Below are 18,018 nucleotides of genomic sequence, written 5' to 3'. Positions count from 1 at the left end.
TGGGATCCTCTCAGCCGACACTGGCACAGGTGTCATCCAGTGGTCTTTTCTCCCCAAAGACTTCACCATGTGTAGTGGTCGACGCGACCTGTCGTGCCGTTCCATCGTTCCCATCGGGTTTTGTAACGGGTGAACGGCTCGGGGAGGGCTTTCGCCGAGGTGGCTTGCCTGACCATGGGTGAACGCTCGAGTAGTACGCGTGACCGCGAGAAGAGGGGCAGCGGTGGATCGAAAAGCATTCGGGGCGAGAGTGCGGGGGCTGCGCATCGGGGCCGGCTTGTCCCTGAAAGCGTTCGGGGATCTGATCCACTACAGCAAGGCGCAGATAAGTCGCGTGGAGCACGGGGTGGCACCACCGACGACCACTTTCGCCGCCGCCTGTGATCGCGTCCTGGGCACCGGTGACGAGTTGGCGCAGGCGGCCGCGGTCCTGGCCGTCGACGAACGGCGTGCCCGTTTCGAACCTCCGTGTGACCTGCCGGCCGGGCCACGCAGGCTGATCGGCCGCGACGTCGAGGCGCGGGCGCTCGAGCGGCATCTCCGCCCTGTCGAGCCGAGCCGACTGCCGCGAGTTTGCGTGCTTTACGGCATGGCCGGTGTCGGCAAGACGGCGATAGCGCTATGGGTGGCCGAGCGGCTCCATCACGACTACCCGGACGGCTGCATCTACCTCGACATGCAGGGCTACAACCCGGACAGTCAGCCTTTGGGGAAGGACGAGGCACTCGTCCGTGTCCTGCGGCGGCTGGGGGTACCCGGTGAGCTGGTACCACCGAGCGAGGAGGACCGGACCGCCCTTCTCCGGCAGAAGCTCGCGGGCCGCCGAGTCCTGGTCATGCTCGACAACGTGTCGAGTGCCCAGCAGGTGCACGCCTTACGCCCGCCCAACGGCAGGTCCGCGGTGATCATCGTCAGCCGTCAGCCACTGACCGTTCTGGACGCCGCCCTGCACCAGCACGTCCGGGCCCTGGAACCAGCCGACGCGGTGGCTTTGTTCACCTCGGTCGCCGAACTGGGGACGACGACGGAGAGGAGCGATCCGGCGGTCGTCCGGAAGGTGACCGAGATGTGCTACCGGCTCCCTCTCGCCGTGTGCATCGTCGCGTCGCGTTTCCGGGACAACCCGGCCCGGCGCCTGGAGGACGTGGCCGCCCGCCTCGCCGATCAAGCGGCTCGTCACCATGAATTCACCGATGGGCTGCGAAGCGTGACCGCGGTTCTGGAGGCCTCCTGCGCCACGCTGTCCGACGGGCAACTGGCGATGCTGCAGCTCATGGCGGCGCATCCAGGCCCTCGGGTGGACGCGTGGGCTGCCGGGGCACTGGCGGGAATCTCGCCCACCGCGGCCGAAGGCCTGTTGGACGAGCTGATCAGAGCGGGGATGCTCGAACGTCATTCCCATAGCGCGTACCGCCTGCACGACGTGCTACGGGATCACCTGCGCCGTCCTGACGCCGAACTCCTGTCCGTTCCCGAGGAGGATTCGGCAAGGGGCAGGCTCTTCGAGTACTTCTTGCACGCCGCCGCGGCGGCGGATTCCCATATCGACGAGCACCGCTATCGGCTGGAGCTCGATCTGGTGTCTCCGTCGGTGGAGACACCGCTGTTCCCGGATGGCTACTCGGCGAATATGTGGATGGAGAGTGAAGTCGACAACTTCCTCCCCCTGATCCAGGAAATGGCCTTACGGCGTGAGGACAAGGCCTGCTGGCAGTTCGCCTACTGCCTTCGAGGCTACTTCTACGCCACCAAGCAGTGGGAACTGATGACGGCTTGCTATGAGCAGGCGATGGAGGCGGCGGTACGTACCGGCGATCATCGAGCGGTCGCCATCGTGCTCAACAACCTCGGTCTGGCGAGTATGCAACTCGGCCGCAAGGACGAGGCGATGGAGCTGTACTCACGCGCCCAGACGGAGTTCTCCGCCGTCGACGATCGGTTCGGAGAGATGAACGTCGGGGCCAACCGGGCCTGGCTCGTTTACGAGAGAGGTGACTTCAACCAGGCACTGGACCTGTCGCGACGCGCCTGGGTCTTTTACCACGATCAGGCGCAGCGATCGAACGCGGCGATCGCGCTCGATTGCATCGCGCGGTGCGAGCTTCGGCTAGGTGGGCTGGTCGCCGCGAAGGCGAACTTCGAGAAGGTGTTGAACGACTACCAGGAACTTCTCTTTCGCGACGGTGATATCGCGCAGCTCATCTCTCACCTCGCTGAAACGGAATTGCTCTTGGGCGAGTTCGATGTGTCGGCGGCTCATTACCGGACCGCGATCGACCGTGCTCGATCGGGTAAAGCGCAGCGAGAAGAGGCTGTGGCCTACGAGGGCCTCGGCCGGGCGGCGGCCGGGCAAGGCCGACTGGTCGACGCCGACGCGCATCGCGCGGCGGCGATCGCCCTGTACAACGAAGTCGGGGCGGTCGCGGACGTCGAGCGGCTCCGCGGCGAGCAGGTGGTTCACCTACAGCAGGACTACGAGGAGCCGAGAGGGGACGAGCCCCGGCCCGCGGTGGCCGTCGCCGAACCTGGGCGGATTTGTGTGCTGGCTGTCAACACGGAGTGGGTCTCGCGGCACGGCGGCGGCATCAGCACCATCAACCGTGAGCTCTGCAAAGCACTCGTGGCCCAAGGTGCGGAAGTCTACTGTTCGGTCCCGAGCGCCAGTGACGATGAGCGGCGCGACGCGGCCGCGGCAGGCGTCCATCTGGTGCATCCGCCTTCCGCGTTGGGAGCGGCGGAAACCGCGTTGTCCCGGCCACCGGTCGTCACTCCGCCGATCGCCCCTGATTTCGTGATCGGGCATGGCCGTAAGACCGGCGAAGCGGCCTTGTGGCTCGTCGAAGACCACTACCGGGACGCCAAACTCCTGCATTTCTTGCATGTCGTCTCCGATCGAGTCGAAGTCGACAAACGGAGGTTGGACGGCGACCCGGCCGCGCGTGCTGACGAGCGCAGCAGGCACGAGATCGAAATAGCGAAAAAGGCGCATCTGGCGATCGGGGTCGGGCCGGCGCTGAGCAACAACCTGCGGGACCATCTGCGTGGTTCCGGAGGACCGGAAGTGGTGCGCCTCGACCCGGGGTTCGACGTCTCCGAGGATGTCGCGGAAACTCCGGTGCTCAGCGACACGGTTCGCGTGCTGCTGATGGGGCGGCTGGGGCACCAAGAGGCGCGGATCAAAGGCGTCGATATCGCGGCCAGGGCTTTGGGGCATGTGCTGGCTCAGAGAGGCGCGAACGAACCTGAAGTCGAACTGGTGCTTCGCGGGACGGAGAAAGAGGACTCCGAGCGCCTGATCCACGAAGTCAAATCCTGGGCGGGCACCGATTCCCTTCGGGTGGTCCCACGACCGTACTCTCCGGACAGCGGAGCTTTGCGACAGGACTTGCACCGTGCGAACGTCGTCATCATGCCCTCCCGCTCAGAAGGGTTCGGACTGGTCGGGCTGGAGGCGATCAAGCTGGGGGTGCCGACGCTGATCAGCAAGCGAAGCGGGTTGGGCCTCCTGCTCTCCGAAGAGCAATCCGATCTGTCGGTGGATCTGTCGAACAAGCTGATCCCGGTCACGGAAGAGGAGTACAAGGACACGTTGCGCTGGGGAGACGCGATCGCGGCCGTCCTCGCCAATCCGAAGCCCTCGTTCGGGATGGCAAGGCTGCTGCGTGCGGAGATGGCGGAAAGGCGCACCTGGTCGATGGCCGCCGATACGCTGCTGAAAGCAATGCGAGAAGTTCGCGGCGACAATGGGGGATGAAGGCAAATGCCACGTAGCTCGCCGGTCTGATCGATCGAGCTGGGCTCCTTCATTGCGTCTAGCGCGGCGAAGGGGGCCTTCACGCGGCCTCTCTGTGACTGTCAAATCAGAACACCCAGTCATCGAAAGCGTCCACAGTGGACGCCTGGAGGGATGAAGGGGCCACGGCGGCATGGGATGGGCCGGTTGCGGCGGCCCATCCCATGTCCATCACTTACCTCTGTCGCGGCCGTCCGGGCACTCCCGGCCGCGTCTGCCAGGGATGCGGGCCCTCCAGCGGCCGGTACTCGACGCCCAGCGCGTCCAGCCGGGGCAGGTGGTGGTCCCGCAGACGCGGCAGGAACTCCGCGTAGTCCCGCCCCGCCGGGTCGCTCCACGCCACCTCGGCGAAGGCGCTCAGACGCGGGAAGGCGACGTAGTCCACCCGCCGCACGGTGTCGAGATGCTCCGCCCACACCTGCGCCTGCGCGCCGAGAATCGTCTTCTCCTCGGGGAAATCGGCGGGCACCGGCTCGTAGGCGTAGACGCTCTCCAGCGTGCTCAGATAGCCGACCGGGATCGGCTCGTCGGGATGGTCGGACTGCCGGTGATCCAGATACACGTGGTCCTCGGGACACATGACGACGTCGTGACCGGCGGCGGCGGCACGCGCACCCGCCGCCTCACTCTGCCACGAGCCGATGACCATCGGCGGCAGGTCGCCCGCCTCGAGCACTTCGTCCCAGCCGAGCGGACGACGTCCGCGTTCGACCAGATGCTGCGCGATCTCGCGGACGAACCAGCCGTGTTCTTCGGTCGCGCCGGGCACTTCGTCGCCGCCGAGCGCGATGACCTCGGACGGGAAGATGTCCAGCACGTGGTCGAAGATCTTCTTGAAGAAGTCCACTGTGGACTTCTCCGTGTTCAGCAGTGACGTGCTGATACCCCAGCTCGTCCAGACCTCCCATGGCTCGGCTGTTTCCGGCCCGAGTTCGGGGTAGGCGGCGATGGCGGCGCGTGCGTGCCCGGGGATGTCGACCTCCGGGACCACCGTCACCGCACGCGCGGCGGCGTACGCGACGATCTCACGGAGATCGTCGGCCGAGTAGAACCCGCCGTGCGGCCGTCCGTCGCGCTCCGGTCCGTCGTGCCGCCCGACCATGGACGACTTCCGCCAGCCGCCGACCTCGGTCAGCCTGGGGAACTCGGGGATCTCGATCCGCCAGCCCTGGTCGTCGGTCAGGTGCAGGTTGAGCACGTTGAGCTTGTGCGCGGCGAGCAGGTCGACGAACCGCAGCACCTCGGCCTTGGTCCGGAAGTTCCTCGCCACGTCGAGCAGGCAGCCGCGCCAGCCGAAGCGCGGATGATCGGTCACCACTCCGCACGGGATCGTCCGCGGTCCCTGGTGGATGGACGTGGCCCGGAACGCGTCCGGCCCGATCAGCTGCCGGAGCGTCTGGCGGCCGTAGAACTCGCCCGCCGCGTCGGCCGCGTGCAGGGTCACGCCGGACGGGTCGATCTCCAGCCGGTAGCCCTCGGCGGGCAGGCCGGCGTCGGTGCGTACGTCCACTTCGGACGGTGCGGGACATTCTCCCGGCAGCGGTTCCACCGAGACGGGACGGGGGAGCAGAGTTTCGAAGCCAGGCATGTCAGCCCTTCACCGCGCCGCCCATGACGGACACGAGTCGTCGTTGCACGAGAATGAAGAACACCAGCACCGGGATGGTCATCAGGGTCGAACCCGCCATCACCGCGCCCCAGTCGGTGTCCTCCGGTTTGAAGAACACGAGGATCGCCAGCGGGAGCGTCTGATTCTCGGTGTTGGAGATGATGAACGTCTTGGCGAACAGGAAGTCGTTCCAGGCGTGGATGAACGCCAGCACGCTGATCGCGACCAGTCCGGGCGCCACCAGCGGGAAGAGGATCTGCCAGGTGAACCGCATCCGGCTCGCCCCGTCGATCTTCGACGCCTCTTCCAGCTCCTGCGGAACCGCGGCGACGAAGCCGCGCAGCATCCAGATCGCGAACGGCAGGCTGAACGCCAGGTGCACCAGGATCAGCGAGCCGAGGTGGTTGGTGCCGAATGCGGGCGCGACGTCGCCGACCGACCGCATCAGGAAGAACAGCGGAATGGTCAGCGCTTCGACCGGAACCATCTGAGCCACCAGCACCATCACCAGCAGGACGGTTTTGCCCTTGAAGTTGAACCGGGTCAGCGCCACCGCCGAGAGGAACGACAGCAGCAGAGACAGCGCCACCACCACGACGGCCACGATCACGCTGTTCAGGAAGAACATCGCGAAACCCTCGCCGCTCAGCACCCGTTCGAAGTGCTCGAGCGTCGGCGTCAGCGTCCAGGGGCGGGGGTTCTCCGCCTGGATCTGCCCGGTGGGCTTGAACGCCGAAAGCACCATCCAGTACACCGGGAACGCGACCATCCCCGCGATCACCACGCAGACGATCTCGGCGATCAGCCTGCCGGGCTTTCGAACTCGACGTCTTGCGGTCACACCCATCCCGCGCTCCGGCGTTGCGACCGGACGTACAGCCCGGTGATGGACAGCAGCAGCAAGGTCATCACGACTCCGAGCGCCGCGCCGAGACCGTATTCCTGTCCGGCGAAGGCTTGTTGATAGGCGAAGACGTTGAGCACGAGGTTGCGCCCGGCCACGCCGCCGCCGTTGGTCATCACGTAGATCTGGGTGAAGATCTTGAAGTCCCAGATGATCGACTGGATGGTGGCGATGGTCAGCAGCGGCCGCACCATCGGCAGCGTGATCGACCACGTGGTGCGCCAGGTCGACGCGCCGTCGAGATACGCGGCCTCGATGACCTCCTCCGGCACGCCCTTGATCCCCGCGTACATCGTCACCATGACGAACGGGAACGAGCACCAGATGACCTCGGCGGCCACCAGCCCGAAGGTGCTGTACGTGTCGAAGGTCCACGAGTGGTTCGCCATCCCGGTGAACCCGAGGCCCGAGAGCACCTCGTTGACCAGGCCGAAGTCCGCGTCGAACAGGAACAGCCAGACGTAGGAGCCCGCCATCGCCGGCGTCGCCCACGCGGCCAGCGCCGCGAGGAACAGCGGGACCCGCGCCCAGGTGCGGACCCGGGTCGCCAGGACGGCGACCCCGGTCCCGAGCGCGAGACTGCCGACGACGCAGACCGCGGTGAAGCCGAGGGTTTTGGCCAGCACCTCCCAGAACTGCACGTTCTCCAGCAGGTCGGTGTAGTTCTGGAAGCCCAGGAACACCAGCGGCGCGTTGCCGACCGCCTGCGGCTGGCCGTAGTCGTAGAACGAGATCAGGACGAGCTGGTAGATCGGGTACACCAGCATCGCGAGCAGCAGGATGCCGCCGGGCGCCAGGTAGAGCAGGGCGGCCCGCCCGTCCCGGCGACGGCGGGGTGAACGCCGTGCCGGGACGGCCGGAGCCGTGGTGCGGGGGGCTTCTTTCGTGACCACTTAGCCGAACGCCTTGTTCATCTCGGCGGCCGCGGTCGCGAGCGCGGCCGCGGGGTCCTTGCCGCCGGTCGCGATCTGCTGGATCGCTGTCGGCAGCACGTTCTGCGCGTCGATCTTCGACCACGCCGCGGTGGCGGGGACGAACTTCGTGCCCGCGGTGAGCGTGTCGACGAACGGCTTGACCGACGGGTCGCTCGCGGCGACCTTCTGCTGCACACTGCCGAGCGTGGGCAGGTTGCCCATGGCGATGTACATCTTCTCCTGGTACTTGGCGCCACCGAGCAGTTCGGTGAACTCGACAGCGAGGCTCTTGCGCTTGGTCGCGTTGAACACGCCGAGCAGGTTCCCGCCCGAGAACGCCGGGGCGATCTTGCCCGCCTCGGTGCCCGGGATCGGGATGATCGCGTACTTCCCCTTCACCTGACCGGCTTCGACGGCCTTGCGGTTGAAGTCACCACCGATCGACATGCCCGCCTTGCCGCCCGCGAACGCCGTGATGCTCTGCGTCCCGGTGAGGTTGGCGCACTGCTCGGGCGGGCAGATGTCCGCCTTCAGCAGGTTCGCGTACGCCGTCACGCCCGCCTTGGCCTGCTCGGAGTCCACAGTGGACTTCCACTTGTCGCCGTCCTGCTTGGCGATCTCGCCGCCGTGCGCCCACAGGAACGGCAGCATCGCGTAGGTGTACTTGCCACCGACGGAGATGCCGTACAGCTCGGGCTTCTTGGCGCGGATCGTCTTCGCGGTCTCGGTCAGTTCCGCCAGCGTCGTCGGCGGCTTGAGGCCGAGTTCGGCGAAGAGATCCGTGCGGTAGTACAACGCGCGAATACCGGTGAACCAGGGAAGCCCGTACGTCTTGCCACCGGACTTCGCCGTCTCCAGGACGGCGGGAAGGATGTCGGAACCTTCCTTCCACGACGAGAGATCGCCGGTCAGGTCGGCCAGCGCGCCGGTGGCGGCGTAGCTGGAGACGTCGGTGTTGCCGAACTCGGCGACGTCCGGCGCGCTCGCCGGATCGTTGAAGGCGCCGGAGAACTTGTCCGCGCGGCCTTCCACCGGGATCCACTGGACGTCGACCTCGACGCCCGAGTGCGCCGCCTTGAACTCGGCGATCGCCTCCTTGACCGCGGCCTCCTTGGGCGCGCGGTTGGCCTCGTCGAACAGCCAGACCCGGACCGTGCCGGTCTTCTCGTCACCGCCGCTCGCGGCCGGTGTGTTCTGGGCAGGCGCGCAGCCCGCGACGAGGCCGAGCGCCGCGAGGCCCGCGATGAGGACGCGAGTTCTCATGGGATTTTCTCCTTAAGCGAAAAAGACGGAATTGACCTGGGGGAGCGCCAGCTTTCCGGCGACGGCCCCCGGGAGACCGGTGGCGGGATCGCGCGGCAGCCAGCTCAGCGTGCCGGACTTGTCGCTGGAGACGTAGAACCAGCGTTCGGTCGGATCCAGGGTGAGGTGGCGCGGGTATACCCCGCCCACGGGAGTGTTGTTCAGCAGCTTCAAGGACTTCCCGTCCTCGCCGACGCCGAACGACGCGATCGTGTCGGAACCGCGCACGGACGCGTAGACGAACCTGCCGTCCTTGGACGTGGTGATCTCGCCCGGGTACTGCGCGCCCGGCGTGCCCGCCGGAACGGCCGCGACGACCTGTCCGGCGGCCAGTTTCCCGGTGGCCGGGTTCCACGCCGCGACGGTCACTTCGGCCCGGAGCTCGCCGAGGATGTAGGCGTACTTGCCGTTCGGGTGGAACGCGAGATGCCGGGGCCCGGCGCCCGACGGGAGCTTCAGCTGCTGGATCAGCTTCAGCTTCCCGGTGGCGACGTCGAGTTTGTAGACATAGACCGAGTCCGCGCCGAGGTCGACCGAGAGCACCCACTTGCCGGTGGGATCGTTGACCACCTGGTGCGCGTGCGCGGCTCGCTCGGCACCCTTGTGCTGGGCCAGATCGACGACGTCGCCGAGTTTCCCGCCCGCGAGGATCGGGAGGACGACGACACTGCCACTGCTGTAGTTCGCGGCCAGCACGTACTTCTGGCTCGAGTGGACGCTCAGATGCGTCGGGTGCTGGCCCTTCGCGGATTTCTTGTTGAGCAGCTTGGGTTTCGCCGGATCCGCCAGGCTGAGCGCGGAGATCTGGCCGTTCTCGTCCTCATTGGTCACATACAGCGTCTTCCGGTCGGCGCTGATGTCGAACCAGGAGGCGTTGCTGATTCCCGGAATCGTCCTGTCGACGACCAGTGCGCCGGTCGTCGCGTCCCGGTGAGCGACATCGAGTCCGTGCCCGGAACTGGTGTAGCTGCTGACGTAGATGGCTCCGGTTCCCTTCGGTCCGCAGGTCTGTTCGGAAGCGTTCGCGAGGTGGGAACCGAGAACGGTGGTGAGTCCAGCCGCTCCGACGGCGCCGAGGAAAGTGCGTCGATCGAGTCCGGTCATCGTGATCTCTCCCAGCTTTCAGGTGGTTTAAACCACTGCCATGAGCAATGCTGCCACGCCGAAACCGGAAACGGAAAGGACGGTTTCCAAGACGGTCCAGGTTTTCAGGGTCTGCGGCACCGTCATGTTGAAGTACCGCGAGATGATCCAGAAACCGCCGTCGTTCACGTGCGAAGCGATGATCGACCCGGCCGAAATCGCCACGACCAGCAGCGCGAGCTGGATCTGCGAGTAGCCGAGAGTGGCCACCGTCGGCGCGACGATACCGCTCGTGGTGACGATCGCGACGGTCGCCGAACCCTGCGCGATCCGCATTCCGCAACTGATCACGTAGGCCGCCAGGATGACCGGCAGGCCGGCGTTGTCCAGCGAACCCGCGACGGCCTTGCCGATACCGGTCGCGGACAGCACGGCACCGAAGAACGCGCCCGCGCCGACCACCAGCAGGATCATCGCGACCGGGCGGAGCGATTTCGCGGAAAGCTCGCTCAAGTCCTTGCCCGTCAAGCCGCGACGGAGGCCCAGCAGCCACGACGCGAGGAGCACCGAGATCGTGAGCGCGACCGCGGGGGTGCCGATGAACGCCGCGACACCGGCGGGCGCGGAGTTCTTGGGAAGCCAGATGCTGCCGAAGGTCCCGGCGAGGATCAGCACCAGCGGGACCGCGATGATCGCCGCCACCAGCTTGAGCGAGGGCGGGTTCTCCTCCTTCTCGCCTTCTTCCTCGGCGACCAGGAACTCGTCGGGAACGGCGACGTCGATGCGCTTGCCGATCCAGGTCGAGTACGCCACACCGCCGACGAGGAACGCCGGGATGCCGCAGACCAGGCCCATCAGGATGATCCAGCCGAGTTCCACGTGCAGCAGGCCCGCCGCGGCCACCGGGCCGGGGTGCGGGGGAAGGAACGCGTGCGTGATGGAAAGACCGGCGAGCAGCGGCAACGCGTACAGCACCAGCGAACGGCCGCCCTGTTTGGCGGCGACGTAGACCAGCGGCGCCAGCACGAAGATGCCGATGTCGAAGAAGACCGGGATACCGAAGACGAAACCCGCCAGACCCATCGCCAGCGGGGCCCGCTTCTCACCGATGGCCTTCAGCAGCGCGCTGGTGAGCACCTTCGCCCCACCGGAACGTTCCAAAATGGACCCGAGGATCGTGCCGAGCCCGATGATCGCCGCGATATGCCCGAGGATCCCGCCGAAACCCTTTTCCAGCAGGGAATTCGACGCCTGCTGGGCGGAGCCGACGATCTGCCCGACCGGCAGGCCCGCGGCCAGCGCGGTCAGCAGGCCGACCACGATCAGGGCGATGAAGGGCTCGAGTTTGACCTTGATGATGAGGAACAACAAGACCGCGATCGAGACGGCGGCGAGGGTCAGGAGACCTCCCGTCGAATGTTGGAGCCAGTCGATCATCGGGCACTCCCGGGGTTCCGCAGTGAATGGCCGGCGAGAGCGCCGGTCGGTTGACCATCGTCGATGGCGGCGACACCGTTGACGAAGACATAGGGGATACCGGCGGCCTGCTGCCGCGGCTCGTCGAACGTGGCGGTGTCGGCGACGGTTTCCGGGTCGAACAGCACGAGATCCGCCGCGTAGCCCGCGCGGACGAGACCCCGGTCGCTCAGCCGCAGGCGTTCCGCCGCGCGGCCGGTGAGATGGGAGACGCATTCGGCGAGGTCGAGGACGCCGAGTTCGCGGACGTAGCGCGCGAGGTAGCGCGGGAATGTACCCCAGGCGCGGGGATGCGGCCGGGCGCCGACGAGGAGCCCGTCGCTGCCGCCGGTATGCGTGCGGTGCCGCATGATCGCCTGGACGTTCTCCTCGTGCCCGACGTGCATCAGGCAGGACGTGCCGAGCTTCTCCGAGAGCAGGACGTCGAAGTACAGCTCCGCGGCCGGTTTCCCGGCCCGCTGTGCCGAAGCGGCCACGGAATGCCCGACCAGATGGGAGTTCTCGTCCCGGCGGACGCCGTTGATCTCGATGGCCTCCCAGTCGATCGGCACGCCGTGCGCGCCGTCGGAACCGGTCTCCTCGATCTCGGCACGGATCCGCTCGCGGGTGTCCACATCGGACAGCCGGGTCAGCGTGGCGTCGAGTCCGCCTTCGGTGGACCAGCTCGGCAGCAGCGCGGAAAGGTACGTGGCGCCGGGAAGATAGGGATAGGTGTCCAGCGTGATGTCGCAGCCGTCTTCCAGGGCCTGGTCGAGCAGCTCCAGCAGCTGGGGCGCCTTGCCCTTGTTCACCGAGAAGTTCATCGTGGCGTGCGCGAGGTGTAGCGGGCAGCCCGAACGGCGGGAGACGTCGACCATCTCGCCGAACGCCTCAAGCGCGCCCTTGCCGTAGCTGCGGTGGTGCGGACTGTAGAAACCACCGCGCTCGCCGACGACCCGGCAAAGGTCGACGAGCTCTTCGGTGGTCGCGTACATGCCCGGTGTGTAGGTGAGCCCGGAGGACATGCCCATCGCGCCCTCGGCGAGACCGGTCGCGATGAGTTCCTTCATCGCGTTCATCTCGGCTTCGGTCGCGGGCCGGTCTTCCCAGCCCAGCGCGAGCATGCGGACGGTGCCCTGCGGTATCAGGTAGGCCGCGTTGACCGCGACCCCTTGGTCGAGCCTGTCGAGGTACTCGCCGACCGAGCGCCAGTTCCAGTCGAAGCCGGCGGGGTCGTCGTTCCACCCGGCGAGCTGCTGGCGCAACGCGGCGAGGACCTCGTCGTTCACGGGCGCGTAGGAGAGCCCGTCCTGCCCGAGGACCTCGGTCGTGACGCCCTGCGAAAGCTTCGCGAGGTGATCCGGATTGGCGAGCAGCTGGAGGTCGGAGTGCGAGTGCATGTCGATGAACCCGGGCGCGAGCACGAGTCCTTCGGCGTCGATGGTGCGGCGGCCCGCGAGCGAGCCGGGTTCGGCGACACTGGCGATGCGGCCGTCGGTGATGCCCACGTCGTGCCTGGTGAGCGGATCCCCGGTGCCGTCGGCGACCAGTGCGGAGCGGACAACGATGTCCATGGCGATTCTTCCTCTGCGGCGGTGGAGGACGGATCAGAAATGCGTGCGGACGAAATCGAGCACGGTCTCGCCGTCGGGGCCGACGACCGGGATGAGGGGCCATTTGTCGAAGACGGTGCACGGATGCGAAAGACCCAGTGCGATCCAGTCGCCGACCTCGACCGGTGAACCGGGCGGCAGGCTCAGGAAGGCGTGCTGGTCGTTCATCTTCTGGATGGCGTGACCTTCGAGCGCGGACGGCGGTCCGTCGCCCTTGCGGATCAGGCGGGGCTCGGGCATTCCTTCGTCGAAGGAGGCGTCCCGTTTGCCGATGGTGAGCAGGGCGAGCTCGTCCGTCGGCTTCGACGTCACCTGCGCCCAAGCGCGCAGCGCGGGCCGGAACGAGGCGACGCCGCCGATGCGCGGGTGTTCGCCCAGCGGCGAGATCACCCGGTAGAAGCCGTCGTCGTGGGTCACGTAGGCGCCGCTGCGCAGGATCGGCAGGACGTCCAGGCCGCCCCAGTCCTTGGTGAGCTCGTCGGCGACGCGGTCGAAGTACGCGCTGCCGCCGCCGGTGACGATGATCTGACCGGCGTCGTCGAGCAGGCCCTTGTCGTCGAAGGCGAAGACGAGCTTCCGTAGACCGTCCACATAGGAGCTGATCAGCCGGAGCGACTTTTCGTCGGTGTGGTGGGAAAGCGCGCCCTCGTAGCCGCCGGAGCCCCGCAACCGCAGGGCCGGGCTCGCGTGCGCGGCTTCGGCCACGGCGAGCGCGGTCTCGGTGTCGCGGACGCCGGTCCGGCCGCCCTCGGCACCGAGTTCGACGAGCACGTCCACCTTGCGCCGGGCGCCGCGAAGGGCCTCGGTCATCAGCTCGACACCGCGGACCGAGTCGACCCAGCAGACGAACTCGAAGTCCTCGTCGGCGTCCAGTTCGGCGGCGAGCCACTTCAACCCCGACGGGTCGAGCAGCTGGTTCGCCAGCAGGATCCGGGAGACGCCGAAAGCCCGGTAGATCCGCAGATGTCCGGCGTTGGCGCAGGTGATGCCCCAAGAACCGTGCTGGAGCTGCCGCTCGAACAGCTGCGGCGCCATCGTCGTCTTGCCGTGCGGGGCCAGCGCGACACCACGCGCGGCGCACCATTCGGCCATCGTGCGGAGGTTGTGTTCGACGGCTTCCTCGTCGAGCACCACGAACGGGCCCAGGAAGCCGTCTTCGAACAGCTTCGCGCCGCGGGCGGCGGCCTCGCCGATCGTGAGACCGGACAGCGAAGGCGCGACCGAGCGGAAGCGCCAGTCGACGCGCTCCTCCCGGACGGCCGCGACCGCGGCTGGATCGATGGTGCCGGCTTCGAACATGAGGTCCACCTCGGTTGCGTATGTTGCAACGGACGTTGCGCATATTGCGTGGGATAGGTGTAGCATCCGGTCCGCTGGAGGTCAACGGCGTGACGATGAGGAGACGCGGAAGTGACAAGCGCGCCCGACGTGTTGTGCATCGGGGAGTCGATGGCCTTGTTCGTACCGGCCGAACCAGGGCCGCCCGACGAGGTACGGAAGTGGGTGCGGACCATCGGCGGAGCCGAATCGAACGTCGCCTGCCATCTCCCGGCGCTGGGGTTCGCCAGCGCGTGGGTGAGCGCCGTCGGCGACGATCCGTTCGGCCGAGCGCTGGTGCGCGAGATCGCCGCCGCGGGGGTGGACGTCAGCGCGGTCATGGTCGATCCGACGCGGCCGACAGGGCTCTACATCAAGGAAAGCGGCGCGCACGGCAGTCCCGTGCGCTACTACCGCAAGGGCTCGGCCGCGTCCGGGATGGACGCCGGACTCCTGGGGAAACTCGATCTCGACGGGATCCGCGTGATCCACCTGTCCGGGATCACGCCCGCGCTGTCCGACGGCTGTCTCGACCTGGTGCGGGCCCTGCTGGAGCGGCCGCGCGGCGACACACTGGTGTCGTTCGACGTGAACTTCCGGCCCGCGCTGTGGACCGGGCGAGACCCGTCGGTGCTGGCCGGGCTGGCCGCCCGCGCCGACATCGTGCTGGCGGGCGACGACGAGGCCGAGCGAGTGTGGGGGACCGGCGACCCGGAGCGGCTGCGTGTCGCATTGCCCGGGCCGAAGACGCTGGTCGTCAAGCACGGCGAGCGCGGGGTGACGCTGGTCGACGGCGACGAAACGCCACTTTTCGCGCCCGCGCTGCGGGTCGACGTCGTGGAGCCGGTCGGTGCCGGCGACGCCTTCGCGGCCGGTTTCCTCGCCGCCACCCTGCGCGGCGACGACCCCGCGACCCGCCTGCGGCGTGGCCACCTGCAGGCCGCCGCCACCCTGCTGACCCACGACGACGTGGGGACGCCGCTGCCCGAAGCCGTCATCGAAACGCTCCTGGGGGCGGATGCGGCAGCATGGGCGTCGGCGAAGCTGACGGACAAGGGATTGGTGAGCGTATGAGCCAGAGCCTGGACAGGGCTCTCACGTTGCTGGGCGGGCTCGCCCGCGAGCCGAAGACCCTCGACCAGCTCGCCGAGGAGATCGGCGTGCACAAGTCGACCGTGCTGCGGCTGCTGCGCACCCTGGAGTCGCACCATTTCGTGCGCAGGGAGGGACAGCGGCACTACCGGCTCGGCAGTGCCCTCTTCGACCTCGCGCAGCAGGCGCTGGAAGACCGCGACGTCCGCCGCACCGCGCAGTCCGCGCTCGCCGCGCTCAACGCGAGCACCGGGCACACCGTGCACCTCGCGTCCTATGAGGACGGAGAGGTCGTCTACATCGACAAGTTCGAGGGCAGGCATTCGGTGCGGATGTACTCCCGGATCGGGAAACGCGCCCCGCTGCACTGCACCGCCGTCGGCAAGGTGCTCGTCGCGGCCATGACACCGGAGAAACGCGCGGACGTGGTTTCGCGGATCGACTTCTTCGTCCGCACCCCGAACACGATCACCACCCCGGCCGCCTACGGGACCGAACTGGATCTCGTCGCCGACCGCGGTTACGCGGTGGACAACGCCGAGCACGAGGACTTCATCCACTGCATCGCCGCGCCGGTCCGCGGCCCGGGCGGCGTGGTGCTCGCCGCCGCGTCGGTGTCGGTGCCGAAGGTACTGCTCGACTACGACGGACTGATGGGGCTCGTGCCCGAGCTCATCGCCGCCACCGAAGAAGCTTCCGTCCACAGTGGATGGACGGGGAACCGAAAGGGGAAGTTGGAATGAGCAAGACCGCGATCAGCACGGAGAACGCGCCGAAGCCGGTGGCCGCGTTCTCGCAGGCGGTCCGCAAGGGCAACATCCTGCAGGTGGCCGGCCAGGTCGCCTTCGACCCGGCCACCGGCGCCATCGTCGGCGACACCGTCGGCGAGCAGACCGAGCAGACCTTCAAGAACATCGAAGCCGTACTCGAGGCCGCCGGTTCGAGCCTGGGCGACGCGCTGATGGTGCGTGTGTACCTGACCGATGTCGACCACTTCGGCGTGTTCAACGAGGTCTACAACAAGCTGATCGGCGAAGCGCCGCACCCGGCCCGCACCACCGTGTACGTCGGCCTGCCCGCCGGACTGCTGGTGGAGATCGACGTCCTGGCCGTGGTGGACTGATCCCGCGTACCTCGTGAGTGGTGAGGACGGGTTCTGACCATCCTCACCCCTCACGAGGGCTAAAGCACGCTCGTGTACCCGTTCAGCGCGGGCTGCCCGCCCAGGTGCGCGAAGAGCACGTTCGAGTCCCGCGAGATCTCACCACGGGAAACGAGGTCGATCAGGCCCGCCATGGACTTGCCTTCGTACACCGGGTCGGTGAGCACACCCTCCAGGCGCGCCAGCGTCCGGATCGCGTCCAAAGTGGACTCGTCGGGGATGCCGTAGATCCCCGCGTGATAGCGCTCGTCCAGTTCGACGTCCCCGATCTCTCCGGCGCCGATCAGCTCCGCGGTGGCGCGGGCGATGCGGGTGACCTGGTCGCGGGTCTCGGCCGGTTTCGCCGAACCGTCGATGCCGAGGATCCGCCTGGGTTTCCCCGAAAGCGCGGCCCCGGCGACCATCCCGGCCTGTGTGCTGCCGGTGACCGAGCAGACGACCACCGTGTCGAAGAAGACGCCGAGTTCGGCCTCCTGCGCTTCGAGTTCGACGATCCAGTTCGCGAAGCCGAGCCCGCCCAGGCGGTGGTCCGATCCGCCTGCCGGGATCGCGTACGGCTTGCCGCCGCCCGCTTCGATCTCCTTGACCGCGTTCTCCCAGCTCTCCTTGAAACCGACGCCGAACCCGGCCTCGACCATCCGGATGTCCGCGCCGAGGATGCGCGAGAGCTGGATGTTGCCGACCCTGTCGTACAGCGGGTCGGTCCAGTCGACCCAGCTTTCCTGCACCAGCACGGCCCGGAGCCCGGCCCGCGCGGCGGCCGCGGCGACCTGGCGGGTGTGGTTCGACTGCACGCCGCCGATGGAGATCAGCGTGTCCGCGCCGTCGGCGAGGGCGTCGGCGACCAGGTATTCGAGTTTCCGCGTCTTGTTGCCGCCGAACGCGATCCCGGAGTTGACGTCTTCGCGTTTCGCCCAGACCTTGGCGCCGCCGAGGTGGGCGGTGAGCCGTTCGAGCGGGTGCACGGGGGAGGGGCCGAACAGCAGCGGGTAGCGCGGGAAGTCGGCGAGGGTCATGACGTCTCCAAGAGGGCTTCGAGTTCGGTCCAGATGGTGGCGGTGTTCGAGCAGGCCGCGTCGACGTCGCCCGCTTCGATGGCGTCGGCCAGCTCCGAGTGGCGCTGAATCGACCGGTGCGCCGGCAGCGAGCCGAAGCGGGCATATTCGAGACGCCGGAGTAGAGGTGTGTAGCGGTCCAGCGTCGCGGCGATCGCCCGGTTGCGCGCCGCCGCCACCGGGACGTCGTGGAGTTCGTCGTCGGCGGCGATCGCGGCCGCGATGTCCCCGGCGGCGATCGCGTCGGCGAACCGGGTGTTGGCCACACGCATCGCCGCGACCTCCGCCGGTCCCATTCGCGGCGCACCCGTCCGGACCGCGAGCTCGTGCAGCGCGCGGACCAGCTGCAACGCGTCACGGACGTCGTCGGGAACGAACCCGGCCACGCGCGTATAGCTCTGCGGCTTCGACTCGACGAGGCCGTCCTCGATGAGGCGCAGCAGCGCCTGGCGCACCGGCGCCCTCGACAAGCCGAGCTGATCGGCGAGGTCGCCGTCGCGCAGGTTCGCCCCCGGCGGCAGCGTCCCGTCGATGATGGCCCGGCGGATGTTCTCGTAGGCCTCGTCCCTCAAGAGGGACCTCGGCACCTTCGCTAACCCACTCACATCTGAAATGTTAGCTGTCAGTTAGCCTGAAGGATAGAGGCGCGTTTTGGGTCGGGCTTGAAGTACATGAAGGCCCTCTTCCTTGCGCTAGGCGCAAGGAAGGGGGCCTTCACG

Annotated in this window: 14 protein-coding genes; 4 read left to right on the top strand and 10 right to left on the bottom strand. The window is 67.7% G+C overall.

What is annotated here, in order from left to right; genetic code table 11:
• Positions 1-178 precede the first annotated feature (178 nt).
• A complete protein-coding gene (locus tag HDA45_RS43005; RefSeq protein WP_343071982.1) occupies positions 179-3,754 on the top strand; it encodes a glycosyltransferase in 3,576 nt (1,191 codons plus the stop codon).
• A gap of 214 nt (positions 3,755-3,968) precedes the next feature.
• On the opposite strand, the gene HDA45_RS04885 is transcribed toward HDA45_RS43005, so the two are convergent.
• Genes HDA45_RS04885 through HDA45_RS04850 form a run of 8 tightly spaced genes read right to left on the bottom strand, consistent with a single transcriptional unit; the run spans position 3,969 to position 13,972 of the window.
• The gene (locus tag HDA45_RS04885; RefSeq protein ID WP_184892234.1) at positions 3,969-5,381 is read right to left on the bottom strand and encodes a beta-N-acetylhexosaminidase; all 1,413 of its coding nucleotides are present in this window, start codon (positions 5,379-5,381) and stop codon (positions 3,969-3,971) included.
• A 1-nt stretch (position 5,382) separates the two neighbouring features.
• On the bottom strand, positions 5,383-6,249 hold the full coding sequence (locus tag HDA45_RS04880; protein WP_184892232.1) for a carbohydrate ABC transporter permease: 867 nt from the start codon (positions 6,247-6,249) through the stop codon (positions 5,383-5,385).
• Entirely contained in the window at positions 6,240-7,199 is a 960-nt protein-coding gene (locus HDA45_RS04875) for an ABC transporter permease subunit (RefSeq protein ID WP_184892230.1), read from the bottom strand. The genes HDA45_RS04880 and HDA45_RS04875 overlap by 10 nt, the downstream gene beginning before the upstream one ends.
• Positions 7,200-8,483 (bottom strand): extracellular solute-binding protein, encoded by a 1,284-nt coding sequence (locus HDA45_RS04870; RefSeq protein WP_184892228.1) that lies wholly within the window; start codon positions 8,481-8,483, stop codon positions 7,200-7,202. It lies immediately after the preceding gene.
• A gap of 12 nt (positions 8,484-8,495) precedes the next feature.
• Positions 8,496-9,626 carry a lactonase family protein gene (locus HDA45_RS04865; RefSeq protein ID WP_184892226.1) on the bottom strand — a complete coding sequence of 377 codons (1,131 nt, stop codon included), beginning with the start codon at positions 9,624-9,626 and terminating at the stop codon, positions 8,496-8,498.
• 27 nt (positions 9,627-9,653) lie between these two features.
• Positions 9,654-11,042 carry a GntP family permease gene (locus tag HDA45_RS04860; protein ID WP_184892224.1) on the bottom strand — a complete coding sequence of 463 codons (1,389 nt, stop codon included), beginning with the start codon at positions 11,040-11,042 and terminating at the stop codon, positions 9,654-9,656.
• Positions 11,039-12,634 carry an N-acyl-D-amino-acid deacylase family protein gene (locus HDA45_RS04855; protein ID WP_184892222.1) on the bottom strand — a complete coding sequence of 532 codons (1,596 nt, stop codon included), beginning with the start codon at positions 12,632-12,634 and terminating at the stop codon, positions 11,039-11,041. Before HDA45_RS04855 ends, HDA45_RS04860 begins: the two co-directional genes overlap by 4 nt.
• A gap of 33 nt (positions 12,635-12,667) precedes the next feature.
• Entirely contained in the window at positions 12,668-13,972 is a 1,305-nt protein-coding gene (locus HDA45_RS04850; protein ID WP_184892221.1) for an amino acid deaminase, read from the bottom strand.
• A 150-nt stretch (positions 13,973-14,122) separates the two neighbouring features.
• On the opposite strand from HDA45_RS04850, the gene HDA45_RS04845 reads away from it, so the two are divergent.
• Genes HDA45_RS04845 through HDA45_RS04835 form a run of 3 tightly spaced genes read left to right on the top strand, consistent with a single transcriptional unit; the run spans position 14,123 to position 16,205 of the window.
• On the top strand, positions 14,123-15,064 hold the full coding sequence (locus HDA45_RS04845) for a sugar kinase (RefSeq protein ID WP_246481071.1): 942 nt from the start codon (positions 14,123-14,125) through the stop codon (positions 15,062-15,064).
• Complete coding sequence (locus tag HDA45_RS04840; protein ID WP_184892216.1) at positions 15,061-15,825, top strand: IclR family transcriptional regulator; 765 nt, start codon at positions 15,061-15,063, stop codon at positions 15,823-15,825. Before HDA45_RS04845 ends, HDA45_RS04840 begins: the two co-directional genes overlap by 4 nt.
• Positions 15,822-16,205: a RidA family protein gene (locus HDA45_RS04835; protein WP_184892214.1), complete on the top strand. Its 384-nt coding sequence runs from the start codon at positions 15,822-15,824 to the stop codon at positions 16,203-16,205. Before HDA45_RS04840 ends, HDA45_RS04835 begins: the two co-directional genes overlap by 4 nt.
• A 59-nt stretch (positions 16,206-16,264) precedes the next feature.
• Here HDA45_RS04835 and HDA45_RS04830 read toward each other — a convergent pair whose 3' ends face one another.
• Together HDA45_RS04830 and HDA45_RS04825 are read right to left on the bottom strand one after the other, a co-directional pair.
• Positions 16,265-17,260, bottom strand: a complete 996-nt coding sequence (locus HDA45_RS04830) for a 1-aminocyclopropane-1-carboxylate deaminase (RefSeq protein WP_184892212.1) — start codon at positions 17,258-17,260, stop codon at positions 16,265-16,267.
• A complete protein-coding gene (locus HDA45_RS04825; RefSeq protein WP_221471014.1) occupies positions 17,257-17,871 on the bottom strand; it encodes a GntR family transcriptional regulator in 615 nt (204 codons plus the stop codon). Before HDA45_RS04825 ends, HDA45_RS04830 begins: the two co-directional genes overlap by 4 nt.
• Positions 17,872-18,018 lie beyond the last annotated feature (147 nt).

The sequence above is a fragment of the Amycolatopsis umgeniensis genome, from assembly GCF_014205155.1.
Lineage (GTDB): Bacteria > Actinomycetota > Actinomycetes > Mycobacteriales > Pseudonocardiaceae > Amycolatopsis > Amycolatopsis umgeniensis.
The sequence above is the reverse complement of the archived record's forward strand: the minus strand, read 5'-3'. Positions and strand labels throughout refer to the sequence as shown.

What these genes read in the sequence shown, in the direction of transcription:
- HDA45_RS04855 (WP_184892222.1), bottom strand. Translation starts at nt 12,634, where the DNA reads ATGGACATCGTTGTCCGCTCCGCACTGGTCGCCGACGGCACCGGGGAT.
- HDA45_RS04845 (WP_246481071.1), top strand. Translation starts at nt 14,123, where the DNA reads ATGGCCTTGTTCGTACCGGCCGAACCAGGGCCGCCCGACGAGGTACGG.
- HDA45_RS04870 (WP_184892228.1), bottom strand. Translation starts at nt 8,483, where the DNA reads ATGAGAACTCGCGTCCTCATCGCGGGCCTCGCGGCGCTCGGCCTCGTC.
- HDA45_RS04865 (WP_184892226.1), bottom strand. Translation starts at nt 9,626, where the DNA reads ATGACCGGACTCGATCGACGCACTTTCCTCGGCGCCGTCGGAGCGGCT.
- HDA45_RS04860 (WP_184892224.1), bottom strand. Translation starts at nt 11,042, where the DNA reads ATGATCGACTGGCTCCAACATTCGACGGGAGGTCTCCTGACCCTCGCC.
- HDA45_RS04850 (WP_184892221.1), bottom strand. Translation starts at nt 13,972, where the DNA reads ATGTTCGAAGCCGGCACCATCGATCCAGCCGCGGTCGCGGCCGTCCGG.
- HDA45_RS04830 (WP_184892212.1), bottom strand. Translation starts at nt 17,260, where the DNA reads ATGACCCTCGCCGACTTCCCGCGCTACCCGCTGCTGTTCGGCCCCTCC.
- HDA45_RS04835 (WP_184892214.1), top strand. Translation starts at nt 15,822, where the DNA reads ATGAGCAAGACCGCGATCAGCACGGAGAACGCGCCGAAGCCGGTGGCC.
- HDA45_RS04840 (WP_184892216.1), top strand. Translation starts at nt 15,061, where the DNA reads ATGAGCCAGAGCCTGGACAGGGCTCTCACGTTGCTGGGCGGGCTCGCC.
- HDA45_RS04880 (WP_184892232.1), bottom strand. Translation starts at nt 6,249, where the DNA reads ATGGGTGTGACCGCAAGACGTCGAGTTCGAAAGCCCGGCAGGCTGATC.
- HDA45_RS04885 (WP_184892234.1), bottom strand. Translation starts at nt 5,381, where the DNA reads ATGCCTGGCTTCGAAACTCTGCTCCCCCGTCCCGTCTCGGTGGAACCG.